This is a genomic window from Rothia mucilaginosa, from assembly GCF_901875305.1.
Taxonomy (GTDB): Bacteria; Actinomycetota; Actinomycetes; order Actinomycetales; family Micrococcaceae; genus Rothia.
In genome coordinates this window covers 459482-479356 of sequence record NZ_CABFLY010000002.1, presented here as the reverse complement: position 1 = coordinate 479356, position 19875 = coordinate 459482, and the positions used below count along the sequence as shown (strand labels likewise).

Genomic DNA, 19875 nt, shown 5'->3' with positions numbered 1-19875 from the left:
CGACCTTCCTAACGAGAGGAACCAACACCATGAGCAAGTACCTGATTAAGGGCGCAAGCCTCTACGGCGAAAAGGTCGCCGACATCCTCATCGAGGACGGCGTGATTAGCCGCATCGCCGAGAACATCGACGCCGCAGACGCACAGGTTGTCGAGGCGGCAGGCCAGGTAGCGCTGCCCGGCCTGGTCGACATTCACACCCACCTGCGTCAGCCCGGCTACGAAGCATCCGAAACCGTCGAGACCGGCACCCGCGCAGCAGCTCTGGGCGGCTACACCGCAGTGTTCGCTATGGCAAACTCCATGCCCGTGGCAGACACCGCCGCAGTGGTAGAGCAGGTTGACCGCCTCGGCAAGGAATCCGGCTGGTGCCGCGTGCAGCCCATCGGCGCCGTGACCGTGGGTCTGAAGGGTGAGCGCCTCTCCGACATCGGCAGCATGGCGAACTCCACCGCGAACGTGCGCGTGTTCTCCGACGACGGCATGTGCGTGTACGACCCGGCCGTGATGCGCCGCGCCCTCGAGTACGTCAAGACTTTCGACGGCGTGATTGCGCAGCACGCGCAGGAGCCGCGCCTGACCGAAGGCGCCCAGATGAACGAAGGTAAGGTCTCCGCTGACCTGGGTCTGGCCGGTTGGCCTGCCGTCGCTGAAGAGGCAATCATTGCCCGCGACGTGCTGCTGGCTGAGCACCTGAACTCCAAGCTGCACATCTGCCACCTGTCCACCAAGGGCTCCATTGAGGTTGTGCGCTGGGCTAAGTCCCGCGGCGTGCAGGTCACCGCAGAGGCAACCCCGCACCACCTGCTACTCACCGACGAGACCGCCCGTAGCTACGACCCGGTGTTCAAGGTGAACCCGCCGCTGCGCACCGAAGAGGACGTTCTGGCCCTGCGCCAGGCGGTTGCCGACGGCATCATCGACGTGATCGGTACCGACCACGCACCGCACCCGGCAGAGACCAAGGAATGCGAGTGGGCGTGCGCCGCGAACGGCATGACCGGCCTGGAGCAGGCGCTGTCCATCATCCAGATGACCCTGGTTGACACCGGTATGATTACCTGGCGCGATGTGGCACGCATCCTCTCCGAGCAGCCCGCCAAGATTGGCCGCCTGGAGGCTGAGCAGGGCCGCCCGCTGGCCGAAGGCGAGCCGGCCAACATCGTGCTGGTCGACCCGAAGGCTACCCGCGTCATCAAGCCGGAGGAGCAGGCCACCAAGGGTAAGAACAACCCCTACCGTGGTATGGAGGTGCCCGGTTCGATTCGTGCAACCTTCTACGCTGGCCACCCGACCGTGCTGAACGGCGAGCTGGCAACCCCGCGCAAGTAACCCGCGAAGCGAACGTACGTGGTGACCGTGCCTGGCGGTGGCGGGTTCAGGCCCGCCACCGCCTCGCCGGGAGTACCGCCCCCTAACTCCACCAATCCAGACCCGAGACCCAAACCGAAAGAGAGAACCCACGTGGGAAAGCTCCTGACCGCCATCATCTGCATCGCCCTGGTTGCGCTATGCATCTACGGCATGTGGCACGGATGGCGCTCGCGCCTGGCACGCCAGGCGAACATGTTCGGTTCTCTCAAGGAAGTTCCCGAACGCTACGAGGGCATGACCGCTGACGCCGCTTTTGAGGGCGAGTACGTCAGCACCACCATTTTCGGTAACTGGCTGGACCGCGTCGGTTTCGATTCGCTCGGCTTCAAGAGCAAGTCCACCCTGCTGATTTACCCCGACAGCATTATCTTCACCCGTAACGGGGCGAAGGACCTGTGGATTCCGGCGAAGAAGCTTGCGGTCATTACCACTGACCGCGGTATGGCGGGCAAGGTTGTGGAGAAGGATGGCCTGGTCGTTATTGGCTGGACCCTGGACGGGCACCGCGTGCAGACTGGCTTCCGCACCCGCTACGCCGAGGACAAGCAGGCGGTACTGCAGGAGCTGCGCCGCATCGCCCCGAACGCGGTGGATGCGCCCGAAAAGTGGGCGGCAGCACCGGAAGCCTAACCGGTATCGGGAACCTTGCGGAGCACTCCCGCAAGGTACCCCGGACCAACATCCCCGGCGCACCCGCACACCCATAGATTTTGCCTGACGGCAGGCGAACAACCCGCCGAAGGCACCATAGACTACCCCGGAACCTGCACGGTAGAGGCCGTACAGGAAGCGGGGGAGAACACCAGAGAAAAGGAAAAGAGAGCATGACTGACATGACACGATCCGGCGCCCTGCGTACGGACCGCGCGCTGCTCGTCCTGGAGGACGGCACCGTCTACCGCGGCTACGGCTACGGCGCAACCGGCGCGTCCCTGGGCGAGGTAGTATTCTCCACCGGCATGACCGGCTACCAGGAGACCCTGACCGACCCTTCTTACGCGGGTCAGATTGTGGTTCAGACCGCTCCGCATATTGGCAACACCGGCGTGAACACCACCGACGCTGAATCCCGCAAGATTTGGGTTGCCGGCTACGTGGTTCGTGACGCCGCACGTGTGGCATCCAACTGGCGTTCCGAGCGCACCCTCGACGAAGAGCTCATTGAGCAGGGCATCGTCGGTATTCAGGGCATTGACACGCGCGCCCTGACCCGCCGCCTGCGTTCGAGCGGTTCGATGCGTGCGGGCGTGTTCTCCGGTGAGTACGCAGAACGGCCCGAGGCTGAACTGCTGGAGGAGGTGCGCGCCTCCGAGCCGATGGCTGGTCGTAAGCTTGCTGACTCCGTTTCAGTGGATACCGTATACACTGTTGAGCCGCACCAGTTCAACTGGTTCGCCCCTCCGGTTGCAACCATCGTCGCCCTGGACCTGGGTATTAAGTCGATGACCCCGCAGCGTTTCGCTGAGCGTGGTGTGCGCGTGCACGTGTTGCCCGCGAACGCAACCCTTGAGGACATCTACTCCCACAACCCCGACGGCGTGTTCTTCTCCAACGGCCCCGGTGACCCGGCAACCGCTGATGAACAGGTTGAGCTGCTGCAGGGCGTGCTGCGTAAGGGCACCCCGTTCTTCGGCATCTGCTTCGGTAACCAGTTGCTTGGCCGAGCTTTGGGCTTCGGCACCTACAAGCTGCCCTTCGGCCACCGCGGTATCAACCAGCCCGTTATGGATAAGACCACCGGCAAGGTTGAGATTACTGCGCATAATCACGGCTTCGCCGTGGACGCCCCCATTGGTGGCTATGTAACTGCACCCAATGCCGAGTTTGGTCAGGTCATGGTCTCGCACGTGGGTCTGAACGACAACGTGGTTGAGGGCCTGACCTGTAAGGACATCCCCGCGTTCTCCGTGCAGTACCACCCCGAGGCTGCTGCGGGCCCGCACGATTCCGCCTACCTCTTTGACCGTTTCATCGACCTGATGGTCGCAACCAAGACTGCAAAGGAAGCATAAATGCCTCGTCGTACTGACCTTAATAGCGTCCTCGTCATCGGTTCCGGCCCCATTGTCATTGGTCAGGCTGCGGAATTCGATTACTCCGGTACTCAGGCGTTGCGCGTCCTGAAGGATGAGGGTGTGCGTGTCATCCTCGTGAACTCGAACCCGGCAACTATCATGACTGACCCCGAGTTCGCGGACGCCACTTACATTGAACCTATCACCCCCGAGGTGATTGAGAAGATCATCGCTAAGGAAAAGCCGGATGCAATCCTGCCGACTCTGGGTGGTCAGACTGCACTGAACGCGGCTATTGAGCTGGGTGAGCGTGGCATCCTCGAGAAGTACAATGTTGAGCTGATTGGTGCAAACATTGAGGCGATTAACCTCGGTGAGGACCGTGAAGCATTCAAGGGCGTGGTGGAGCGTGCCGGTGGTGAGTCTGCCCGTTCGGTGATTGTTCACTCCATGCCGGAGGCGCTGGAAGCCGCTAAGGAGCTGGGCTACCCGATGGTGGTCCGCCCCTCCTTCACCATGGGTGGTCTCGGCTCGGGCATGGCGTACAACGAGGAAGACCTCCACCGTATTGCCGGCGCCGGTATTCAGTACTCGCCGACTAGCGAGGTCCTGCTGGAGGAGTCCATCCTCGGCTGGAAGGAATACGAGCTGGAGATGATGCGTGACACCAACGACAACGTCGTGGTCGTCTGCTCCATCGAAAACTTCGACCCCGTGGGCGTGCACACCGGTGACTCCATCACCGTGGCACCCGCACTGACCCTGACTGACCGTGAGTTCCAGAAGCTGCGCGATATTGCGATCAACGTGATTCGTGAGGTTGGCGTGGACACCGGTGGTTGTAACATTCAGTTCGCGATCGATCCGAAGACCGGCCGTGTGATTGTCATTGAGATGAACCCGCGTGTGTCTCGTTCCTCGGCGCTTGCGTCGAAGGCTACCGGCTTCCCGATTGCGAAGATTGCGACCAAGCTGTCCTTGGGCTACACCCTGGATGAGATCCCGAACGATATCACCCAGAAGACCCCGGCCTCCTTCGAGCCGACCCTCGACTATGTGGTTGTGAAGGTTCCGCGCTTCGCGTTTGAGAAGTTCCCGGCTGCTGACCCGACCCTGACCACCACCATGAAGAGTGTTGGTGAGGCTATGGCCCTGGGCCGTAACTTCACTGAGGCTCTGCAGAAGGCGATGCGTTCGCTGGAGCAGAAGGGTGCGTCCTTCTCGTTCAAGCCGCTGACCCTGTCTGAGGCTGAGCTGGTGGAGCTGATTGAGAAGACGAAGGTTCCGACCACTCAGCGTATCTACCAGGTTCAGCAGGCTCTGCTGGCTGGCGCTACCGTGGAGCAGCTGCACGAGGCTACCAAGATTGACCCGTGGTTCCTGGATCAGCTGGTGCTGCTGAATGAGGTTGCTGGCGTGGTTCACGCTAAGCGTGACCACCTTGACCCGGAGACCCTGAAGCTGGCTAAGCGCCACGGTTTCTCTGACGCTCAGATTGCTGAGATTATCGGCTCTTCTGAGGATGTTGTGCGCGGTGTTCGCCACGCTCTGGGTATCCGCCCGGTCTTCAAGACCGTGGACACCTGTGCTGCCGAGTTTGAGGCGTTCACTCCGTACCACTACTCCTCCTACGACATGGAGGATGAGGTTGCGCCTCACGAGAAGCCTTCGATTATGATTCTGGGTTCGGGCCCGAACCGTATCGGTCAGGGTATTGAGTTCGACTACTCGTGCGTGCACGCTTCCATGGTGTTGCGTTCGCTCGGTTACGAGACCGTCATGGTCAACTGCAACCCCGAGACCGTTTCGACCGACTATGACATCTCGACCCGCCTGTACTTCGAGCCGCTGACCCTTGAGGACGTGCTCGAGATCGTTGAGTCGGAGCGTCGTACCGGCGGCCTGATGGGCGTGTTCGTGCAGCTGGGTGGCCAGACCCCGCTGAAGCTGGCTCGTGCCCTGAAGGATGCGGGCGTGCCGATTCTGGGCACCACCCCCGAGGCCATCGACCTGGCCGAGGACCGCGGCGAGTTCTCCCGCGTGCTGGAGGAGGGCGGCCTGATTTCGCCCAAGAACGGCACCGCGTTCACCTTCGAGGGCGCTAAGCGCATCGCCGACGAGATCGGTTACCCGGTTCTGGTTCGCCCCTCGTACGTGCTGGGCGGCCGCGGCATGGAGATTGTCTACGACGAGGCGAACCTGGCCCGCTACCTGGAGAACGCTACCGAGGTTTCGCCCTCCCAGCCGGCTCTGATTGACAAGTTCCTTGAGGACGCCATCGAGATTGACGTTGACGCCCTGTTCGACGGCGAGGAGCTGTACCTGGGCGGCGTCATGGAGCACATTGAGGAAGCCGGTATTCACTCCGGTGACTCCTCCTGTACTCTGCCCCCGATTACCCTCGGCCCGGACATCGTGGCGAAGGTGAAGGACGCTACCGAGAAGATTGCTCGCGGCACCGGCGTGCGCGGCCTGATTAACATTCAGTTCGCGTACGTCTCCGAGAACCTGTACGTGATTGAGGCTAACCCGCGCGCATCCCGTACCGTTCCGTTCGTGTCGAAGGCTACCGGCGTGCAGCTGGCTAAGGCCGCCGTGCTGATTGGCCTGGGCAAGACCATTGCCGAGCTGAAGGCTGAGGGCTACCTGCCGCAGCACATGGACGGCGCATCCCTGCCGCAGGAGACCGCGATTGCTGTGAAGGCTGCGGTTCTGCCGTTCGCCCGCTTCCGCACTCCCGAGGGTGTGGTGGTCGATTCGCTGCTGAGCCCTGAGATGCGTTCGACCGGTGAGGTCATGGGTCTGGATCAGCACTTCGACACCGCGTTCGCGAAGGCCCAGGCCGGCGCAGGTTCGCCGATGCCGACCTCCGGTAAGGTCTTCATTTCGGTGGCTAACCACGACAAGCGTAACGTCATCATCTACGCGAAGATGCTGGAGTCGCTGGGCTTCGAGATTGTTTCGACCGGTGGTACCGCCGAGATTCTGCGCCGCAACGGCCTGAACTCGATTCTGGTGGCTTCGAAGTTTGCTGAGGCAAACGGCGAACACTCGATTGTGGATATGGTCCGCAACGGTGACATCGACCTGATTCTGAACACCCCCGCCGGTGGTGCCGCTCGTAGCGACGGCTACGAGATTCGTGCCGCCGCCGTGTCGGTCGGTTGCCCGGTGATGACCACCATCTCCGAGTTTGCCGCCGCCGTTCAGGCGATTACCGCTCTGCGCGAGCACAGCTGGGACATCATGAGCCTGCAGGAGCACGACGTTAAGCTGGCCGCCGCTGTGGAGGCTCGCCTGGCTTCCGAGGGTGGCGAGGCGTAATGTCCGCTTCCTTCGGTGATCGCCTGGCGAAGGCCATGGCCGAGCGCGGCCCGCTGTGCGTGGGTATTGACCCGCACCCGAACCTGCTGGAGCAGTGGGACCTGGAGGATTCCGCCGAGGGTCTGGCCGCCTTCACCGAGGCCGTATACGAGGGGTGTGCCCCCTTCGCGGCCGCGCTGAAGCCGCAGGTGGCGCTGTTTGAGCGTCACGGTTCGGCCGGCCTGGCCGTGCTGGAGGCGCTGTTCGCCCGCGCCGCTGCTGACGGCGTGCTGATTGTGGCTGACGCGAAGCGCGGCGACATCGGTTCGACCATGAAGGCGTATGCGGATGCGTGGCTCGGCTCGTCTTCGCCGCTGGGCACCGATTCGGTGACTTTGAGCCCGTACCTGGGTTTTGAGTCGTTGCGTCCGGCACTGGATTTGGCCGCGCAGAACGACCGCGGCACCTTTGTGCTGGCGCTGACCTCGAACCCCGAGGGTAAGAGCGTGCAGCACGTGGGCGCCTCGGAGTCCGAGGGCGCCGTGGCCAAGCGCATTATCGCTGCGGCGGTAGCCGAGAATGCGTCCCGCGAGTGGGAGCAGATGGGTCCGTGTGGCCTGGTGGTCGGCGCGACCGTCGGTCAGGCGCTCGTGGACCTGGGCATTGACCTGGGTTCCTTCAACGGCCCGATTCTGTCGCCTGGTTACGGTGCGCAGGGTGCCTCGGCGGCCGATCTGTACCGCGTGTTCGCGGGCGTGGAGTCGCAGGTGCTGGTGAACTCCAGCCGCGGTGTGCTCTCTGCCGGTCCGTCGGTTGAGGATCTGGCGCAGGCGGCTCAGGCCGCTCGCGACGATCTGCTGGCTGCTCGCGGCGCATAGTCCGCGCTCAGCGCATAGCTAAGCCTAGATGGGGTGCGCGCCCCGGCCGGTTCCTTCGGGAGCCTCGCCGGGGTGCGCGCCCCTTTTCTGCGCTCACCGCCGGGATACGCCCGCCGGACGGCCCGTTACGTGTGTCCCCGCGTGTGAGCGACCCGATTCTTGCCGGGCGGAGTGCCGTGGCGTTTTCAGGCCATTGCGGAGGGACTCGTGAGGGTGGGGGAGGGGCCGCGCATCCGGCAGTGTGACCAAACAGTATTGGCTTCGTCTGCGCGTGGCTTTTGATCGGGCGGTGACTCCGCTATGCTAGAAAGAGTGCTTCCGGAATTTACGTGCTGACGTGCGTAGACGCATTGTTGGTGCGTAGGAAGTGCCGCGAATGGAGCGGGGCCCCCCGAGACATTCGTGATACATTAGTTGATAAGTAAAATTCAATACTCGCAGAAATGGGGGATCCAACCATGCCGCTGACTCCGTTAACCGAGGATGCGCGCGCCTCCGCCCGCGAGAAGGCAGTACTTGCCCGAGCACACCGCCAGGAAATTAAGCGTGCACTGAGTGAACGCGAACTTTCCGTACGTCAGGTTCTCGATATGGTCGATTCCGACCCTGCACTGGCTAAAATGCCGGTGGGGCAGATGCTGCGCGCACTTCCGGGCATTGGTGCCGTTCGAGCAGAACGCATCATTGAAGAACTTCATATTGCGCCGACCCGCCGTCTGGGTGGTCTTGGCGTTCACCAGCGTCGCAAGATGGTGGAGTACTTCAACCGTAATTCGCGGTATCTCAACCGTGCACGTCGTAGGACTGCTGCTCAGTCTTCTGAATCTTCTCAGTCCTAAAGTGTTTGCGCCCCGCGCGTGCGGCGGCGCATCTGGAAGGAAGCTATGTCTCAGCCGACTTTGACCGTTCTGGCCGGCCCCACCGCCGTTGGTAAGGGTACGGTGTGCCAGTACATTCGCGAGAACTATCCGAAGGTGTGGTTCTCGGTGTCCGCAACTACTCGCGATCCTCGCCCCGGTGAGGTCGACGGTGTTCACTACTACTTCGTCTCTATGGACGAGTTTGATCAGATGATTGCCGACGGCCAGATGCTGGAGTACGCGGTGGTGCACGGTAAGAATAAGTACGGCACTCCACGCGCTAAGGTGCAGGAGGCTCTGGACGCTGGCCACCCGGTGATCCTTGAGATTGACCTGCAGGGTGCTCGCCAGATTCGTGAGACCATGCCTGACGCCCGCCTGATTTTCCTGGCCCCGCCGAGCTGGGATGAGCTGGTGTCGCGTCTGAAGGGCCGCGGTACCGAGAGCGAGCAGGAACAGGCTCGTCGTCTGGAAACCGCGAAGGTTGAGCTGGCTGCCGAGAAGGAATTCGACGTGACGGTGGTGAACGACAGCGTGGAGCGTGCGGCTCGGGAAATTGCCGAGCTGATTGGTGCCGCGTAGGTCTTCCGCCGTGAGGGGCGGGTCACGCAGAAATAGCGTGACCCGCCCTTTTGCGTCTTCTCCACTATCCGGTACGTGCTTTTTGGCCGCCGAGAGGGTAGAATGGTTCTTTAGTTTTGGCCGATCCCTTCCCATGCCCGCCCGAATCCGAGCGTGGGTGCCCCGCGAAGGGTGTTCGGTACGTACATCCATCAAGATCTTTGGAGTTTTTAGTGGCAAACGAAATCAAGGAACACGAGGACTACAACTTCGTTGACGGCGTTACTCCCGAGGGCATCGTGAGCCCCAGCGCAGACTCGCTGATCGAGAAGGCAGAGTCCAAGTACGGCCTGGTGATTTTCGGTGCCCGCCGCGCCCGCCAGATTAACGCGTACTACGCTAACCTGCAGGATTCCAAGAACCCTCACATCGGCCCGCTGGTTGATGCTGATTCGACTGAGAAGTCCCTGTCGGTTGCTATGCGCGAGATCATTACCGACCGCGTTGAGGCTGAGCACCAGCCCGGCACCAAGTTCAACGAGGACGGTTACCCGATCGCTGAAGAGCCGAACGCTCTGATTGACTTCAGCGTCACCGAGTACCCCGACGCTATCGAGGAAGAGTACATTCCTGCCGGTAGCGACGAGGTCATCGCGATTGAAGAGGTTATCCTCGACGACCACGCCGAGTAACGAGCCGACCGGCTAGTTTAAGGATTATCTGACGTACCATGCGCATTATCGTTGGTATGGGAGGGGGCATCGCCGCGTATAAGGCGGCGATGCTCCTTCGCCTTTTTGCGAAGAATGGTGACGAGGTCATCGCCATGCCCACCCTGAACGCGACCAAGTTCGTGGGGGTTCCCACCCTGGAGGCGCTGAGCGGCAACCCCGTTTCGACCGATGTGTTCGAGCGCGTGCCCGAGGTGAACCACGTGCGCCAGGCCGAGCAGGCCGATGCCGTGGTGATTGCTCCGGCCACCGCGGACCTGCTGGCCCGCCTGGCCGCTGGACGCGCGGACGATTTGCTGTCGGCGACCGTGCTGACCACGCACGCGCCCGTGATTCTGGCCCCGGCCATGCACACGCAGATGTGGGAGAACCCGGCGACCCGCGCGAATGTGCAGACCCTGCGTTCGTGGGGCTACCACGTGATTGAACCGGCGATTGGTCGTCTGACGGGCCCGGATTCCGGCCCCGGCCGCATGCCCGAGCCCGAGGACATCTTCCGCCTGGCGCAGGAGGTTATCGCGCGGTTCCCGAAGCGTTCCACGCACCCTGTGTATACGCCCGGCTACGCCCCGACCCAGCCCCTGTACGCCGATACGGAGCAAGAGCGCGCTGCCGCAGCACGCCTGGCGACCCTGGGCTCGGTGAGCATTGAGGGTATGAGCATCGACGGCAATGGAGGCCCCGAGGCCGTCGAGAGCGCGGCTCGGGAGGTGCCCGCCGCATCCGGTCCGCTGGCCGGACGCACCGTGGTGATTACCGCGGGCGGCACCCGCGAGCCCCTCGACCCCGTGCGCTACCTGGGCAACCGCTCGACCGGCAAGCAGGGCGTGGCCCTGGCCGAGGCTGCTCGCGACCTGGGTGCGCACGTGCACCTGATTGCCGCGAACATCGAGGTGCCCGCCCCCGAAGGCGTGCGGGTGACCCGCGTGGAGCGCGCCCTGCAGCTGCGCGAAGTCGTCCTGGAGGCGAGCGCATCCGCGGATGTTCTGGTGATGTCTGCGGCGGTGGCCGATTTCAGGCCCGCCGAGTTCGCCGAGTTCAAGATTAAGAAGAGCGCAGATTCCGAGGATGCGCCGGTCATCAACCTGGTGCGCAACCCCGATATTCTGCGTGAGGTTGTGGTACGTCGCGCTCAGGCTCGGGAGGGCGGCCAGACCTGCGTGGGCCCGCAGATTATTGTGGGCTTCGCCGCGGAGACCGGTTCGGCGGAAAAGACCCCGCTGGAGCTGGGCCGCGAGAAGATGCAGCGTAAGGGTGCCGACTTCCTGGCCGTGAACACGGTGGGCGTGAACCTAGGCTTCGGTACGGATGAGAATACGATTACTCTGCTCTCCACGTTGACTGAGGAGGAGCCGGTACTGATGGGCTCGAAGAAGGACATTTCGGTGCGCCTGCTGGAGTACGTGAGCGGCTTCTTCGATGAGGACTGCGCCTAGCTCGTGGCCGCCCCGGCGGTGCGCATCCGCAGCAAATTCGTAGCGCTCTTCATAAGGTTTTTCACAGTGCTTTTCATGAGCGGAACATTCGACCCGGCGCGAAGAACGCGCCGGGTCGTTTCGCCTTAACGCTCGGAGGGGTGGGAGAGTGGCGACTCTTTTTTGTCATGTCCTGAAATATGTGAGCATGGGCCCGGGCCGTCTAATCAAGGTCTTGTATCATGGCTTATAGAGTAGTTCGCGTCAAAGGGGAAGAGACACCATGGCAGACAATCAGCACCATGCCGCCGCACATTCCGTCCAGAGCGATGAGCGCCCGCAGATTCTGGTGATTACCGGCATCTCCGGTGCGGGCCGTAGCACCGTCGCTAACGTGCTCGAGGATGAGGGCTGGTACGTTATCGATAACATCCCCCCGCAGATGCTCGGTTCCCTGGCCGAGTTGGTGACTCGTGACGGCGCCCGCGTGCCGAAGGTGGCTCTTGGTATTGACGTGCGTGCCCGCGCGCTGTTCTCTGATTTGCCGGCCGCCATTGAGACGTTGCGCAAGTCCGATATTGACTTCTCCATGCTTTTCCTTGATGCCAAGGACGAGACCATTATTGCCCGTTACGAGGCTCAGCGCCGCCCGCACCCGCTGCAGGGTGAGGGTCGCGTGCTCGACGGCATCCGTGCCGAGCGTACTCTCTTCGAGGGCCTGCGCCTGGCCTCGGACCGCACGATTGATACGACCGGCATGAATGTTCACGAGCTGGCCCGCACCGTGCGCGAGATGTTCGCCGAGGGTGCGGATAAGAAGCTGAACCTGACCGTGATGAGCTTCGGCTTCAAGTACGGCGCTCCCTCCGACGCCAACTACATGGCCGATATGCGCTTTATTCCGAACCCGCACTGGGTGCCCGAGTTGCGCCCTCTGACCGGTCAGGACGCCCCCGTGCGCGACTACGTGCTGGAGCACGCCGGCACCGAGGAGTTCATCAGCAACTACCTGGCCGCCCTGCGTCCCGTGCTGGAGGGCTACCGCCGCGAAGGGAAGTACTACGCCACCATCGCGATTGGTTGCACCGGCGGTAAGCACCGCTCGGTGGCTGTGACCGAGGAGCTGGCCCGCCGCCTCTCTGCTTTCCCCGAGGTCAATGTGAACGTGCAGCACCGCGACAAGGGCCGCGAGTAACCTCGCCCCGCAGTACTGACCGACAACCCATAATCATCTACCGGTCGCCCTTCGCACACCGAGCGGAAGGCCGGCCGCTTCCGGGTATGTGAGATACAGACTATGAGCACTCATTCAACCAGTTACGACACTCAGGGGATTCCCCGCCTACCCGCGCTCCCGACCCAGGCTCTGCGCCTGCTGAAAACCACGCACCGTTCGCTGAAGGTGACGGCCATGGGTGGCGGTCACGGCCTGTACGGATCTCTTTCGGCTCTGCGCCACGTGACCCCCAACCTGACGGCTGTGGTGACCGTGGCGGATGACGGCGGTTCCTCGGGTCGTCTGCGTGAGGAGATGGGCATTCTCCCTCCCGGCGATTTGCGCATGGCTCTCTCGGCGCTGTGTGACGACACCGATTGGGGCCGCACCTGGCGCGACGTCATGCAGCACCGTTTTGCGGCGCCCGAGGGCTACGCGGGGGAGTTCCCCCTGAACTACCACGCGCTCGGTAATCTGCTTATTGCGACGCTCTGGCAGTTGCTGGACGATCCGGTAGCTGGCCTTGACTGGGCGGGCGCCCTGTTGAACGCCCGCGGTCGTGTGCTCCCCATGGCCCTGGATCCCATGGTGATTTACGGTACTGTGTTGCGCGAGCACTCCGGTGGCGGAATCGAGCGGGTCAAGGTGGTGGGGCAGGTGAACCTCTCCAAGGAGGAGCGTGTACACGATATCGGGCTGTCCCCGAAGAATGCGCGCCCCTGTCCGGAGGCGCTGGCCGCCATCGAGGAATCCGATTGGGTTGTGCTCGGCCCCGGTTCGTGGCGTACTTCGGTTCTGCCGCACCTGCTGCTGGAGGCCCAGCGCGAGGCGATTATTCGCACGGAGGCGCGCCGATGCGTGGTCATGAACCTCTCAGACGACAAGGAGACCGTGGGGTTCACACCGGCCACCCATCTGGAGCTTCTGCGTCAGTACGCATCCAAGTTGCACCTGGACGCTGTGATTGCTGACGCCGACATGCAGGCTGACCACCGCGCGGAGCTCGAACGTGAGGCCGCCTCGATGGGAGCTAAGGTCGTGTGGGCGCACCTGCGTTCCAGCTCTCAGCCAAATGTGCACGACCCGTTGAAGCTTGCCGCTGCGTACAACGAAACCTTCGAGCTGAGCGCTTAGAGGCTCTAGGATCTGGCGCCCGCAAGAAGCGGCGCCCAGAATTTTTAGCCGCACTTTACTAGACTGAACTTTTCCGGCCATCCGCGCCGACTACCCGCCCAGAAGGACACCAACCTATGGCATTGACCACCCTCGTCAAAGACGAACTCGCCAGCTATGAAGCGCCGAAAATCTCTGCCCGCAAGGCCGAGATTTCAACGATTCTGCGCTTCACCGGCGGTCTGCACATTGTCTCGGGGCGAATCGTGGTGGAATCTGAGGTAGATCACGAGCCCACCGCCCATCGCATGCGCCGCATCATTTCTGAGATTTACGGTCATGACTCCGAGCTCACCAGCGTCACCGGAGGCGGTCTGCGCCGCGGCGGCCGCTACGTGGTGCGCGTGGATCAGGGTGGCGAGGCTCTGGCCCGTCAGACCGGTCTGCTGGATGTGCGTGGTCGCCCCGTGCGCGGCCTGCCGCCGGCCGTGGTCAATGGCTCTCTGCAGGATGCTGAAGCCATCATGCGCGGCGCGTTCCTGGCTCATGGTTCTCTCACCGAGCCGGGCCGTTCTTCCGCCCTGGAGTTTACCTGCCCCGGCCCTGAGGCTGCTCTGGCCCTTGTGGGGGCGGCCCGTCGCCTCGACATCATTGCGAAGGCCCGCGAGGTGCGCGGTACCGACCGCGTGGTGGTGCGTGATGGCGAGACCATCGCGCAGTTGCTCGAGCGCATGGGTGCGACCGGAACCCTTACCACCTGGCGTGAGGCTCGCACCCGCAAGGAGGTGCGCGCGACCGCTAACCGTCTGGCCAATTTTGACGACGCTAACCTGCGCCGTAGCGCCCAGGCCGCCGTGGCGGCTAGCGCCCGCGTGGAGCGCGCCCTGGAGATTCTGGGTGATCAGGCCCCCGAGCACCTGCGTTATGCGGGTGAGTTGCGTGTGGTGAACAAGCATGCTTCCCTGGATGAGCTGGGTCGTCTGGCTGATCCGCCCATGACGAAGGACGCGATTGCTGGCCGTATTCGCCGTCTGCTGGTGATGGCTGATAAGCGTGCTGCCGAGCTGGGTATTCCCGGAACTGAGCTGCCGCGCGAGGACTAGGGTCGTGGCGGGCTAGGGTCTCCGGATGTTTGTACGGGGGCCGAGCTATTTTGTGGGTGCCGGACGCTTGTGCGGGCCTCCGAAAACCCGCGACCTAGCCGTTATGTTTTGACCCCTGTGTTACGTGTGCACGCCGTGCATATTTGAATAAATGAGTAGATTTTTTCAAAAAGAAGCCTGTGGATAGCATCTTTTCCCGTCGAGGACGGGGCGTTATCCACAGGTTTTTCTGTGCACCGGATTGGCCACGCGCACGGGCCTAGTGTGGGGGTATGACGAGCATGACCCCTAACCACCGCACTTCCTTTCAGCATCTTCCGTCGCGGGAAGCTCCCTCGGCCAAGCGTGCTTCCGCCGAGTTCACCGACGAACGAGTCCCAGTTGAATACGGGTACCACGTGACGGATTCACCTGGTGCCGCAACGCCGGCTGGTTTCCCGCCGCGCACCGCCCGCGAACTCATGAACGGCCTGTACCGCACGCCCGGGCGTGCCCCGGAACCCACGAATCCCGAAAACAGCGGGTCCGGTGGCGTTGCCCCCTCGGAGCACGCTGAGACTATCTCGGACTACGATCGGGAGGATACCGTGCGCCTGAGGGGCGCATCCCACGTCGAGGATAGCCTGGAGGCCCCCAAGGGTTCAGGGGTCGTGGAAGAACCAGAGCCTTTGGAGGAGTGGGACGACTGGGAGGAATGGGAAGAGGAGGATGCCCCCGGAACCACCCGCAGAACGCGCTGGGGCATCTCGCCGCGAGCCCTGGTGCTCGTGGCGCTCATCGTTCTGGCGGTCATCATCTGGGGAGTTTCGCAGTTCTCGGCGGCGCCCCGCAGCGAGCCGGTAGCCCAGACGTCCATCGCGGCTTCGGGTACAGCTTCGGACACAGCGCAGGGGAGTGGGCAGGCGGCGGAGAGCGCGCATCCGACGCCCCAGCCCAGTTCGGTGACCGAGGTGCGGGTGCACGTGGCCGGGGCCGTCAACAACCCCGGCGTGTACACCCTCCCAGCGAACGGCCGCGCCGTGGATGCCATCGCTGCCGCATCCGGTGCCGCCGCTGATGCCGACCTGGACCGAGTGAACCTCGCAGGCGAGCTGACCGACGGCATGCAGCTCTACGTTCCGCGCCGAGGGGAAACCGCCGCTCCGGCACCGATTCAACCCCACACCGGTACCGCGCAGGGCGCCTCTCAAGGAGGCGGCTCACAACCTCAACGCACCCTCACCCCCTCCGGAGGCACGGGCACCACCGGCACCTCAGCCGCGTCACAGGGCTCGGTCAACATCAACACCGCGACCGCCGAGCAGCTGCAGAGCCTGCCGCGCATCGGCCCGGCCATGGCCCAGCGCATCATCACCTGGCGTGAGGCCCACGGCGGTTTCCGTAGCGTGGATGAGCTGGATGCGGTGCCCGGCATCGGCCCGACCCTGCTTGAGACTCTGCGTCCGCTGGTGACGGTCTGATGGGTGTCACTCGCACGTCACGTATCCCGGTCCTCGGAGGCAGTCGGCTGCGTAGCCTTTGCGGTAGTCTTCGGCACGGCTGGGCGGTGCAGGCCGAAGGGTGGAAGGAGCGCCGGGGGAGCGAGGAGCTGAGGGCCCAGGGGAGCCTTATCCACCTGGACCTGCGTCTTATCCCGGCTACGCTCACCCTCTGGGGATTCACCGTGTTGGCCCTGAATCGTGGAACCTGGGCGGTGCTGCACCCGGTGGCGTGCGTTCTGATTGGGATGTTGGGGTGCCTGGCTATAGCCTTGCTGGCACCGGGCGGCGGGGTGGATTCGCGCCTCGCGAAGGCACGGGGGCCCTTCCTCTTCCGTCTTACGGGTCAGGGCGTGTTGGTTACCTGCGTTATCGTTGCGCAGGCGGTACTGCTGTGCGTCACGGGGGTGGATGCCTCCCGCGCCACCCTGCAGCAGGCACAGGGCCGGTCCATCCGTCTGAGTGGTGTTGTGGAACAGGTGCGTCCCGTCGATCCGCGCACCGCCCTGACGGTCATCAGGCTGGAGGAAGTGCAGGGCCGTTCCGTGCGGGTAGCGGTCAACGAGCGGGTGCGCGTGTACACGCGTGCGGCCTCCATCAAGGCTAGTCAAGACGCGAAGGGGTCCCCAGGCTCGGGGAGTCGGCAGGTGCAGCCCGGAACGAGGGTGACGGCCATCGGTACTGTGGAGTTTGGTGAAGGCCCGTTCACCGCGACGGCTCGCCTGCGCGGAACGCTCTTCGCGCAGAACAACAGCTTGACGGGCGGAAACCCCGGCGGCCCGGACCCTCGAGGCATACTGACCGACCTTAAGGAACGGCTACGAGCTCACGGCCGGGAGGTCCTCGGAGCAGACTCGGCGGCGATCGTTCTGGGCACGGCCTACGGTGACGACTCCCTGATGAGCGCCACAATCCGTGAGGAGTACAAGCTCGGCGGGCTCAGCCACCTGACGGCGGTTTCCGGGGCGAATATCGCCCTCATGTTTGCCGCCGCGTATCGTCTGGTGCTGCGCGTGCGGCCATACCGCATCGCCACCGGTTACCTGCGTTGCCGCTCCTGGGCCGAGCGGTTGAGGGGGCTGAAGGGACTGCAGGAGTTGCGGCACGGTATTGCCGAGCGGGGCGGGGCGCGCGACCGCCCGACGAGGCGTGGCGGCGCGGGGCCAAGGCACAGTAGCGCGGGGCAGCGGCGCGCAAGAATCGCCTCTACCGGTTTGGTACCGGGAGGCGACCTCCCTCCGCTCGTTCGAAGGCTGAGCCTTTTGAGCGTCCCGCGCCGGGTTGTGGTGCTCTGCGGCATCGCGGCGGTGCTCGCCTACGCCATGCTGTTGGACTCTGAGGGTTCGGTGATTCGTTCTCTCGCCATGGGTCTGCTCGGTGCCTACGCGATGCTACGCGGTTCGGGCCGCCAATCGCTCGCCGCATTGCAGGTTACCGTGCTGGTTTGTCTGCTCGCGGCACCCCATCGCGCTTTGGACGCCGGATTCGCCCTCTCCGTCACGGCCACCTCCGCGCTCATCCTGCTGGGTCCGCCCCTGGCGCGCCTTTTCATGCGGGCCCTACCGGGATTCTGGGCACATGCGCTTGCGACCCCAATCGTGGCCTCCCTGTGGTGTACCCCGCTGATTCTGGCGATGAGCGGTAAGGTTCCGCTCTACGCGGTCCCGGCCAACCTCGCGGCGGCACCCCTTGCCCCCGTGAGCATGCTCGCCGGTTTGGCCGCCCTGGGATTCCTCGCGATGGGCATAGAGCCCCTGGCCGACCTTTGCCTGCGCGTCGGAGGACTCGCAGCGGCGGGTATCGAACGCATCGCTGTCATTGCGGCCCAAGCCCCCGGAAATCCCTGGGAACCGGGGAGCAACCTTCCGGCGGTACTCCTGAGCATCGCGGTCGTCGCGGGGGCCAGTGCACTGCTGTGGTGGGCGGATGCGCGCCGCTATCGTGCCGTGACCCACCGCCGTTACCTGCGGGTCGTCGCGCGGGGTACCGGCGAAAATATCACCGGCGGAAAGGAGGCAACCGACGCGGAGAGGATATGATGGATACTCAGCGGAACCCCGCGAGACAAACCCAACAGAAGGCGAGTGATGAGCGTGGCAGGTCAGCGTACACCCCAGCGTGGTCGAGGAGGATACGGTCGCCGCGGCGGCCCCGCCCTCGACACCGCGTGGCGTACCGTCACCCCGGCACCCGCCGTTATGCTCTACGGCCCGGAGGAGTACTTCGCCTCCCGCGCTGCGGCACGCCTGCGTGAGCTCTTCCGCGAGGCGCACCCCGAGGTGGACCGTGTTCAGATTAACGCCGCCACCTACACGGCGGGGGAGCTGACCCTGCAGGTGTCCCCCTCACTCTTCGGTTCAGCCAAAATAATTGAGGTGGAGAACGTTGCCACCATGAGCGAGGACTTTCTCACCGACGCCCTGGCCTACCTGAAGGCTCCCGAGCCGGACATCATGCTGATTCTGAACCACTCGGGCGGTAACCGAGGCAAGAAGCTCATCGACCTGGTGCGCTCGCAGTTCACCCTCGTCAACTGCAAGGCTCTCAAAACCGATCGCGAGAAGGGCGAGTTCCTGGCCAGCGAGTTTTCGGCCGCCCGCCGGCCCATCACCGGGGGAGCACTGGCCCTGCTGACCGCCGCCGCATCGGACACCGCCGAGCTGGCCGCCGCCTGCCAGCAGCTGCTTGCCGATATCCCCGGTGAGATTACCGAGGAATCCGTGAACCTCTACTACGGTGGCCGCACCGAGGTCACCGCGTTCCGCGTGAGCGACGCCGCCATCTCGGGTAACGCCCCCGAAGCCTTGCGCCTGCTCCGCCACGCGTTGGCCACCGGAACTGAACCGATTCCGATGCTCGGCGCGCTCGCCATGCGCATCCGCAATATTGCGCGCGTGCACCACGCGCGCATGAGCGCTAACGAGCTGGCGCGTGAGGTGGGCATGGCGCCGTGGCAGGTGGAGCAGGCTCAGCGCGATGGCCGCCGTTTTACCGGCGCTCAGCTGGCGCATATTGTGCAGCTTCTGGCCGATGCTGACGCCCAGCTTAAGGGCGAGTCGCTGGATGCGGTGTACGCCGTGGAGCGCGCGGTGCTGGCGATTGCGTTGCCCACCCGCGACTAGTGCATAATGGTGCGCATGCTTGAATTCCTGAAGAAAATTTTCTTTGCCCTGCTTCCCTTCCTGCAGAAGGCGGCAGAGGAGGCCCTTAACGAGGTGGCCTCCTCTCAAGGCTCCGAAGGTTCGCACGAATCGAAGGGCGAGGAACGCCGCGCATCCTCACAGTCTTCACCCAAGCCGAGCGCTCCGAAGCCTTCCTCGGCACAGTCCTCGGCACCCAAGCCGTCCGCACCGACCTCGACCGGCGCATCCGACGGTTCGGACTACCCGGGCGATTACCGCGACATGATTAACTTTGAGTACTCGCCTTCCCTGGACGGCGACGCTGACCCGGGTGAAATCGTGTGGACGTGGGTTCCTTTCGAGGAGGACCACTCGCAGGGTAAGGACCGCCCGGTGCTTCTGGTGGGTCGTGACGGTGAGTACCTGCTGGCGCTGATGATGACCAGCAAGAATCACAATAACCGTGAGCACGCTGATCCGAACTACCTTGATATTGGTTCGGGTCCGTGGGATCCGCAGGGCCGCGCTTCTGAGGTGAAGCTGAACCGTGTGATTCGTGTTCGCCCGGATTCTATGCGCCGTGAGGGTGCGGTTATGCCGGAGGATACGTTCCGCCTGATTGAGCGTGCGTGGACTCGCCATAACGGCTAGCACCCTGTGCCGGTAGTTTCACCGGCGGCCGGTGCCAATTATCTGCGCCGGATGTG

16 protein-coding genes are annotated in these 19875 nt (G+C 63.6%); all 16 read left to right on the top strand.

The genetic code is table 11. The features are described from left to right. Positions 1-29 precede the first annotated feature (29 nt). The 16 genes from JX292_RS04055 to JX292_RS03980 all read left to right on the top strand — a co-directional run bounded on the left by JX292_RS04055 (position 30) and on the right by JX292_RS03980 (position 19819). Positions 30-1331, top strand: a complete 1302-nt coding sequence (locus JX292_RS04055; RefSeq protein ID WP_204861716.1) for a dihydroorotase — start codon at positions 30-32, stop codon at positions 1329-1331. A 132-nt stretch (positions 1332-1463) separates the two neighbouring features. Beyond that, positions 1464-2003, top strand: coding sequence for a hypothetical protein (locus JX292_RS04050; RefSeq protein WP_204861714.1), 540 nt, complete (start codon positions 1464-1466; stop codon positions 2001-2003). Positions 2004-2197: 194 nt separating this feature from the next. Further along, positions 2198-3385 (top strand): glutamine-hydrolyzing carbamoyl-phosphate synthase small subunit, encoded by a 1188-nt coding sequence (carA, locus tag JX292_RS04045; RefSeq protein WP_204861711.1) that lies wholly within the window; start codon positions 2198-2200, stop codon positions 3383-3385. Continuing rightward, the gene (gene carB / locus JX292_RS04040) at positions 3386-6712 is read left to right on the top strand and encodes a carbamoyl-phosphate synthase large subunit (RefSeq protein WP_204861702.1); all 3327 of its coding nucleotides are present in this window, start codon (positions 3386-3388) and stop codon (positions 6710-6712) included. It begins immediately after the preceding gene. Then, positions 6712-7569 carry an orotidine-5'-phosphate decarboxylase gene (gene pyrF, locus JX292_RS04035; protein WP_204861695.1) on the top strand — a complete coding sequence of 286 codons (858 nt, stop codon included), beginning with the start codon at positions 6712-6714 and terminating at the stop codon, positions 7567-7569. The genes carB and pyrF overlap by 1 nt, the downstream gene beginning before the upstream one ends. Before the next feature lie 458 nt (positions 7570-8027). Next, positions 8028-8408 (top strand): integration host factor, actinobacterial type, encoded by a 381-nt coding sequence (gene mihF / locus JX292_RS04030; protein ID WP_049334257.1) that lies wholly within the window; start codon positions 8028-8030, stop codon positions 8406-8408. Positions 8409-8453: 45 nt separating this feature from the next. Beyond that, positions 8454-9011, top strand: coding sequence for a guanylate kinase (gene gmk / locus JX292_RS04025; protein ID WP_049334256.1), 558 nt, complete (start codon positions 8454-8456; stop codon positions 9009-9011). A 212-nt stretch (positions 9012-9223) separates the two neighbouring features. Then, positions 9224-9682, top strand: a complete 459-nt coding sequence (rpoZ, locus tag JX292_RS04020; RefSeq protein ID WP_204861693.1) for a DNA-directed RNA polymerase subunit omega — start codon at positions 9224-9226, stop codon at positions 9680-9682. Between the two features lie 38 nt (positions 9683-9720). Further along, positions 9721-11157 (top strand): bifunctional phosphopantothenoylcysteine decarboxylase/phosphopantothenate synthase, encoded by a 1437-nt coding sequence (locus tag JX292_RS04015; RefSeq protein ID WP_204861691.1) that lies wholly within the window; start codon positions 9721-9723, stop codon positions 11155-11157. A 262-nt stretch (positions 11158-11419) separates the two neighbouring features. Beyond that, the gene (gene rapZ, locus JX292_RS04010; protein ID WP_204861689.1) at positions 11420-12331 is read left to right on the top strand and encodes an RNase adapter RapZ; all 912 of its coding nucleotides are present in this window, start codon (positions 11420-11422) and stop codon (positions 12329-12331) included. Between the two features lie 102 nt (positions 12332-12433). Continuing rightward, positions 12434-13486, top strand: a complete 1053-nt coding sequence (locus tag JX292_RS04005) for a gluconeogenesis factor YvcK family protein (protein ID WP_204861687.1) — start codon at positions 12434-12436, stop codon at positions 13484-13486. A 116-nt stretch (positions 13487-13602) separates the two neighbouring features. After that, complete coding sequence (gene whiA / locus JX292_RS04000; protein WP_204861684.1) at positions 13603-14568, top strand: DNA-binding protein WhiA; 966 nt, start codon at positions 13603-13605, stop codon at positions 14566-14568. 281 nt (positions 14569-14849) lie between these two features. Then, entirely contained in the window at positions 14850-16028 is a 1179-nt protein-coding gene (locus JX292_RS03995; protein WP_204861682.1) for a ComEA family DNA-binding protein, read from the top strand. A 203-nt stretch (positions 16029-16231) separates the two neighbouring features. Then, entirely contained in the window at positions 16232-18085 is a 1854-nt protein-coding gene (locus JX292_RS03990) for a ComEC/Rec2 family competence protein (RefSeq protein ID WP_239653626.1), read from the top strand. A 54-nt stretch (positions 18086-18139) separates the two neighbouring features. Beyond that, positions 18140-19168, top strand: a complete 1029-nt coding sequence (gene holA, locus JX292_RS03985) for a DNA polymerase III subunit delta (protein ID WP_430538705.1) — start codon at positions 18140-18142, stop codon at positions 19166-19168. Between the two features lie 15 nt (positions 19169-19183). Next, complete coding sequence (locus tag JX292_RS03980) at positions 19184-19819, top strand: type II toxin-antitoxin system PemK/MazF family toxin (protein ID WP_204861678.1); 636 nt, start codon at positions 19184-19186, stop codon at positions 19817-19819. The last annotated feature ends 56 nt before the right edge of the window (positions 19820-19875 follow it).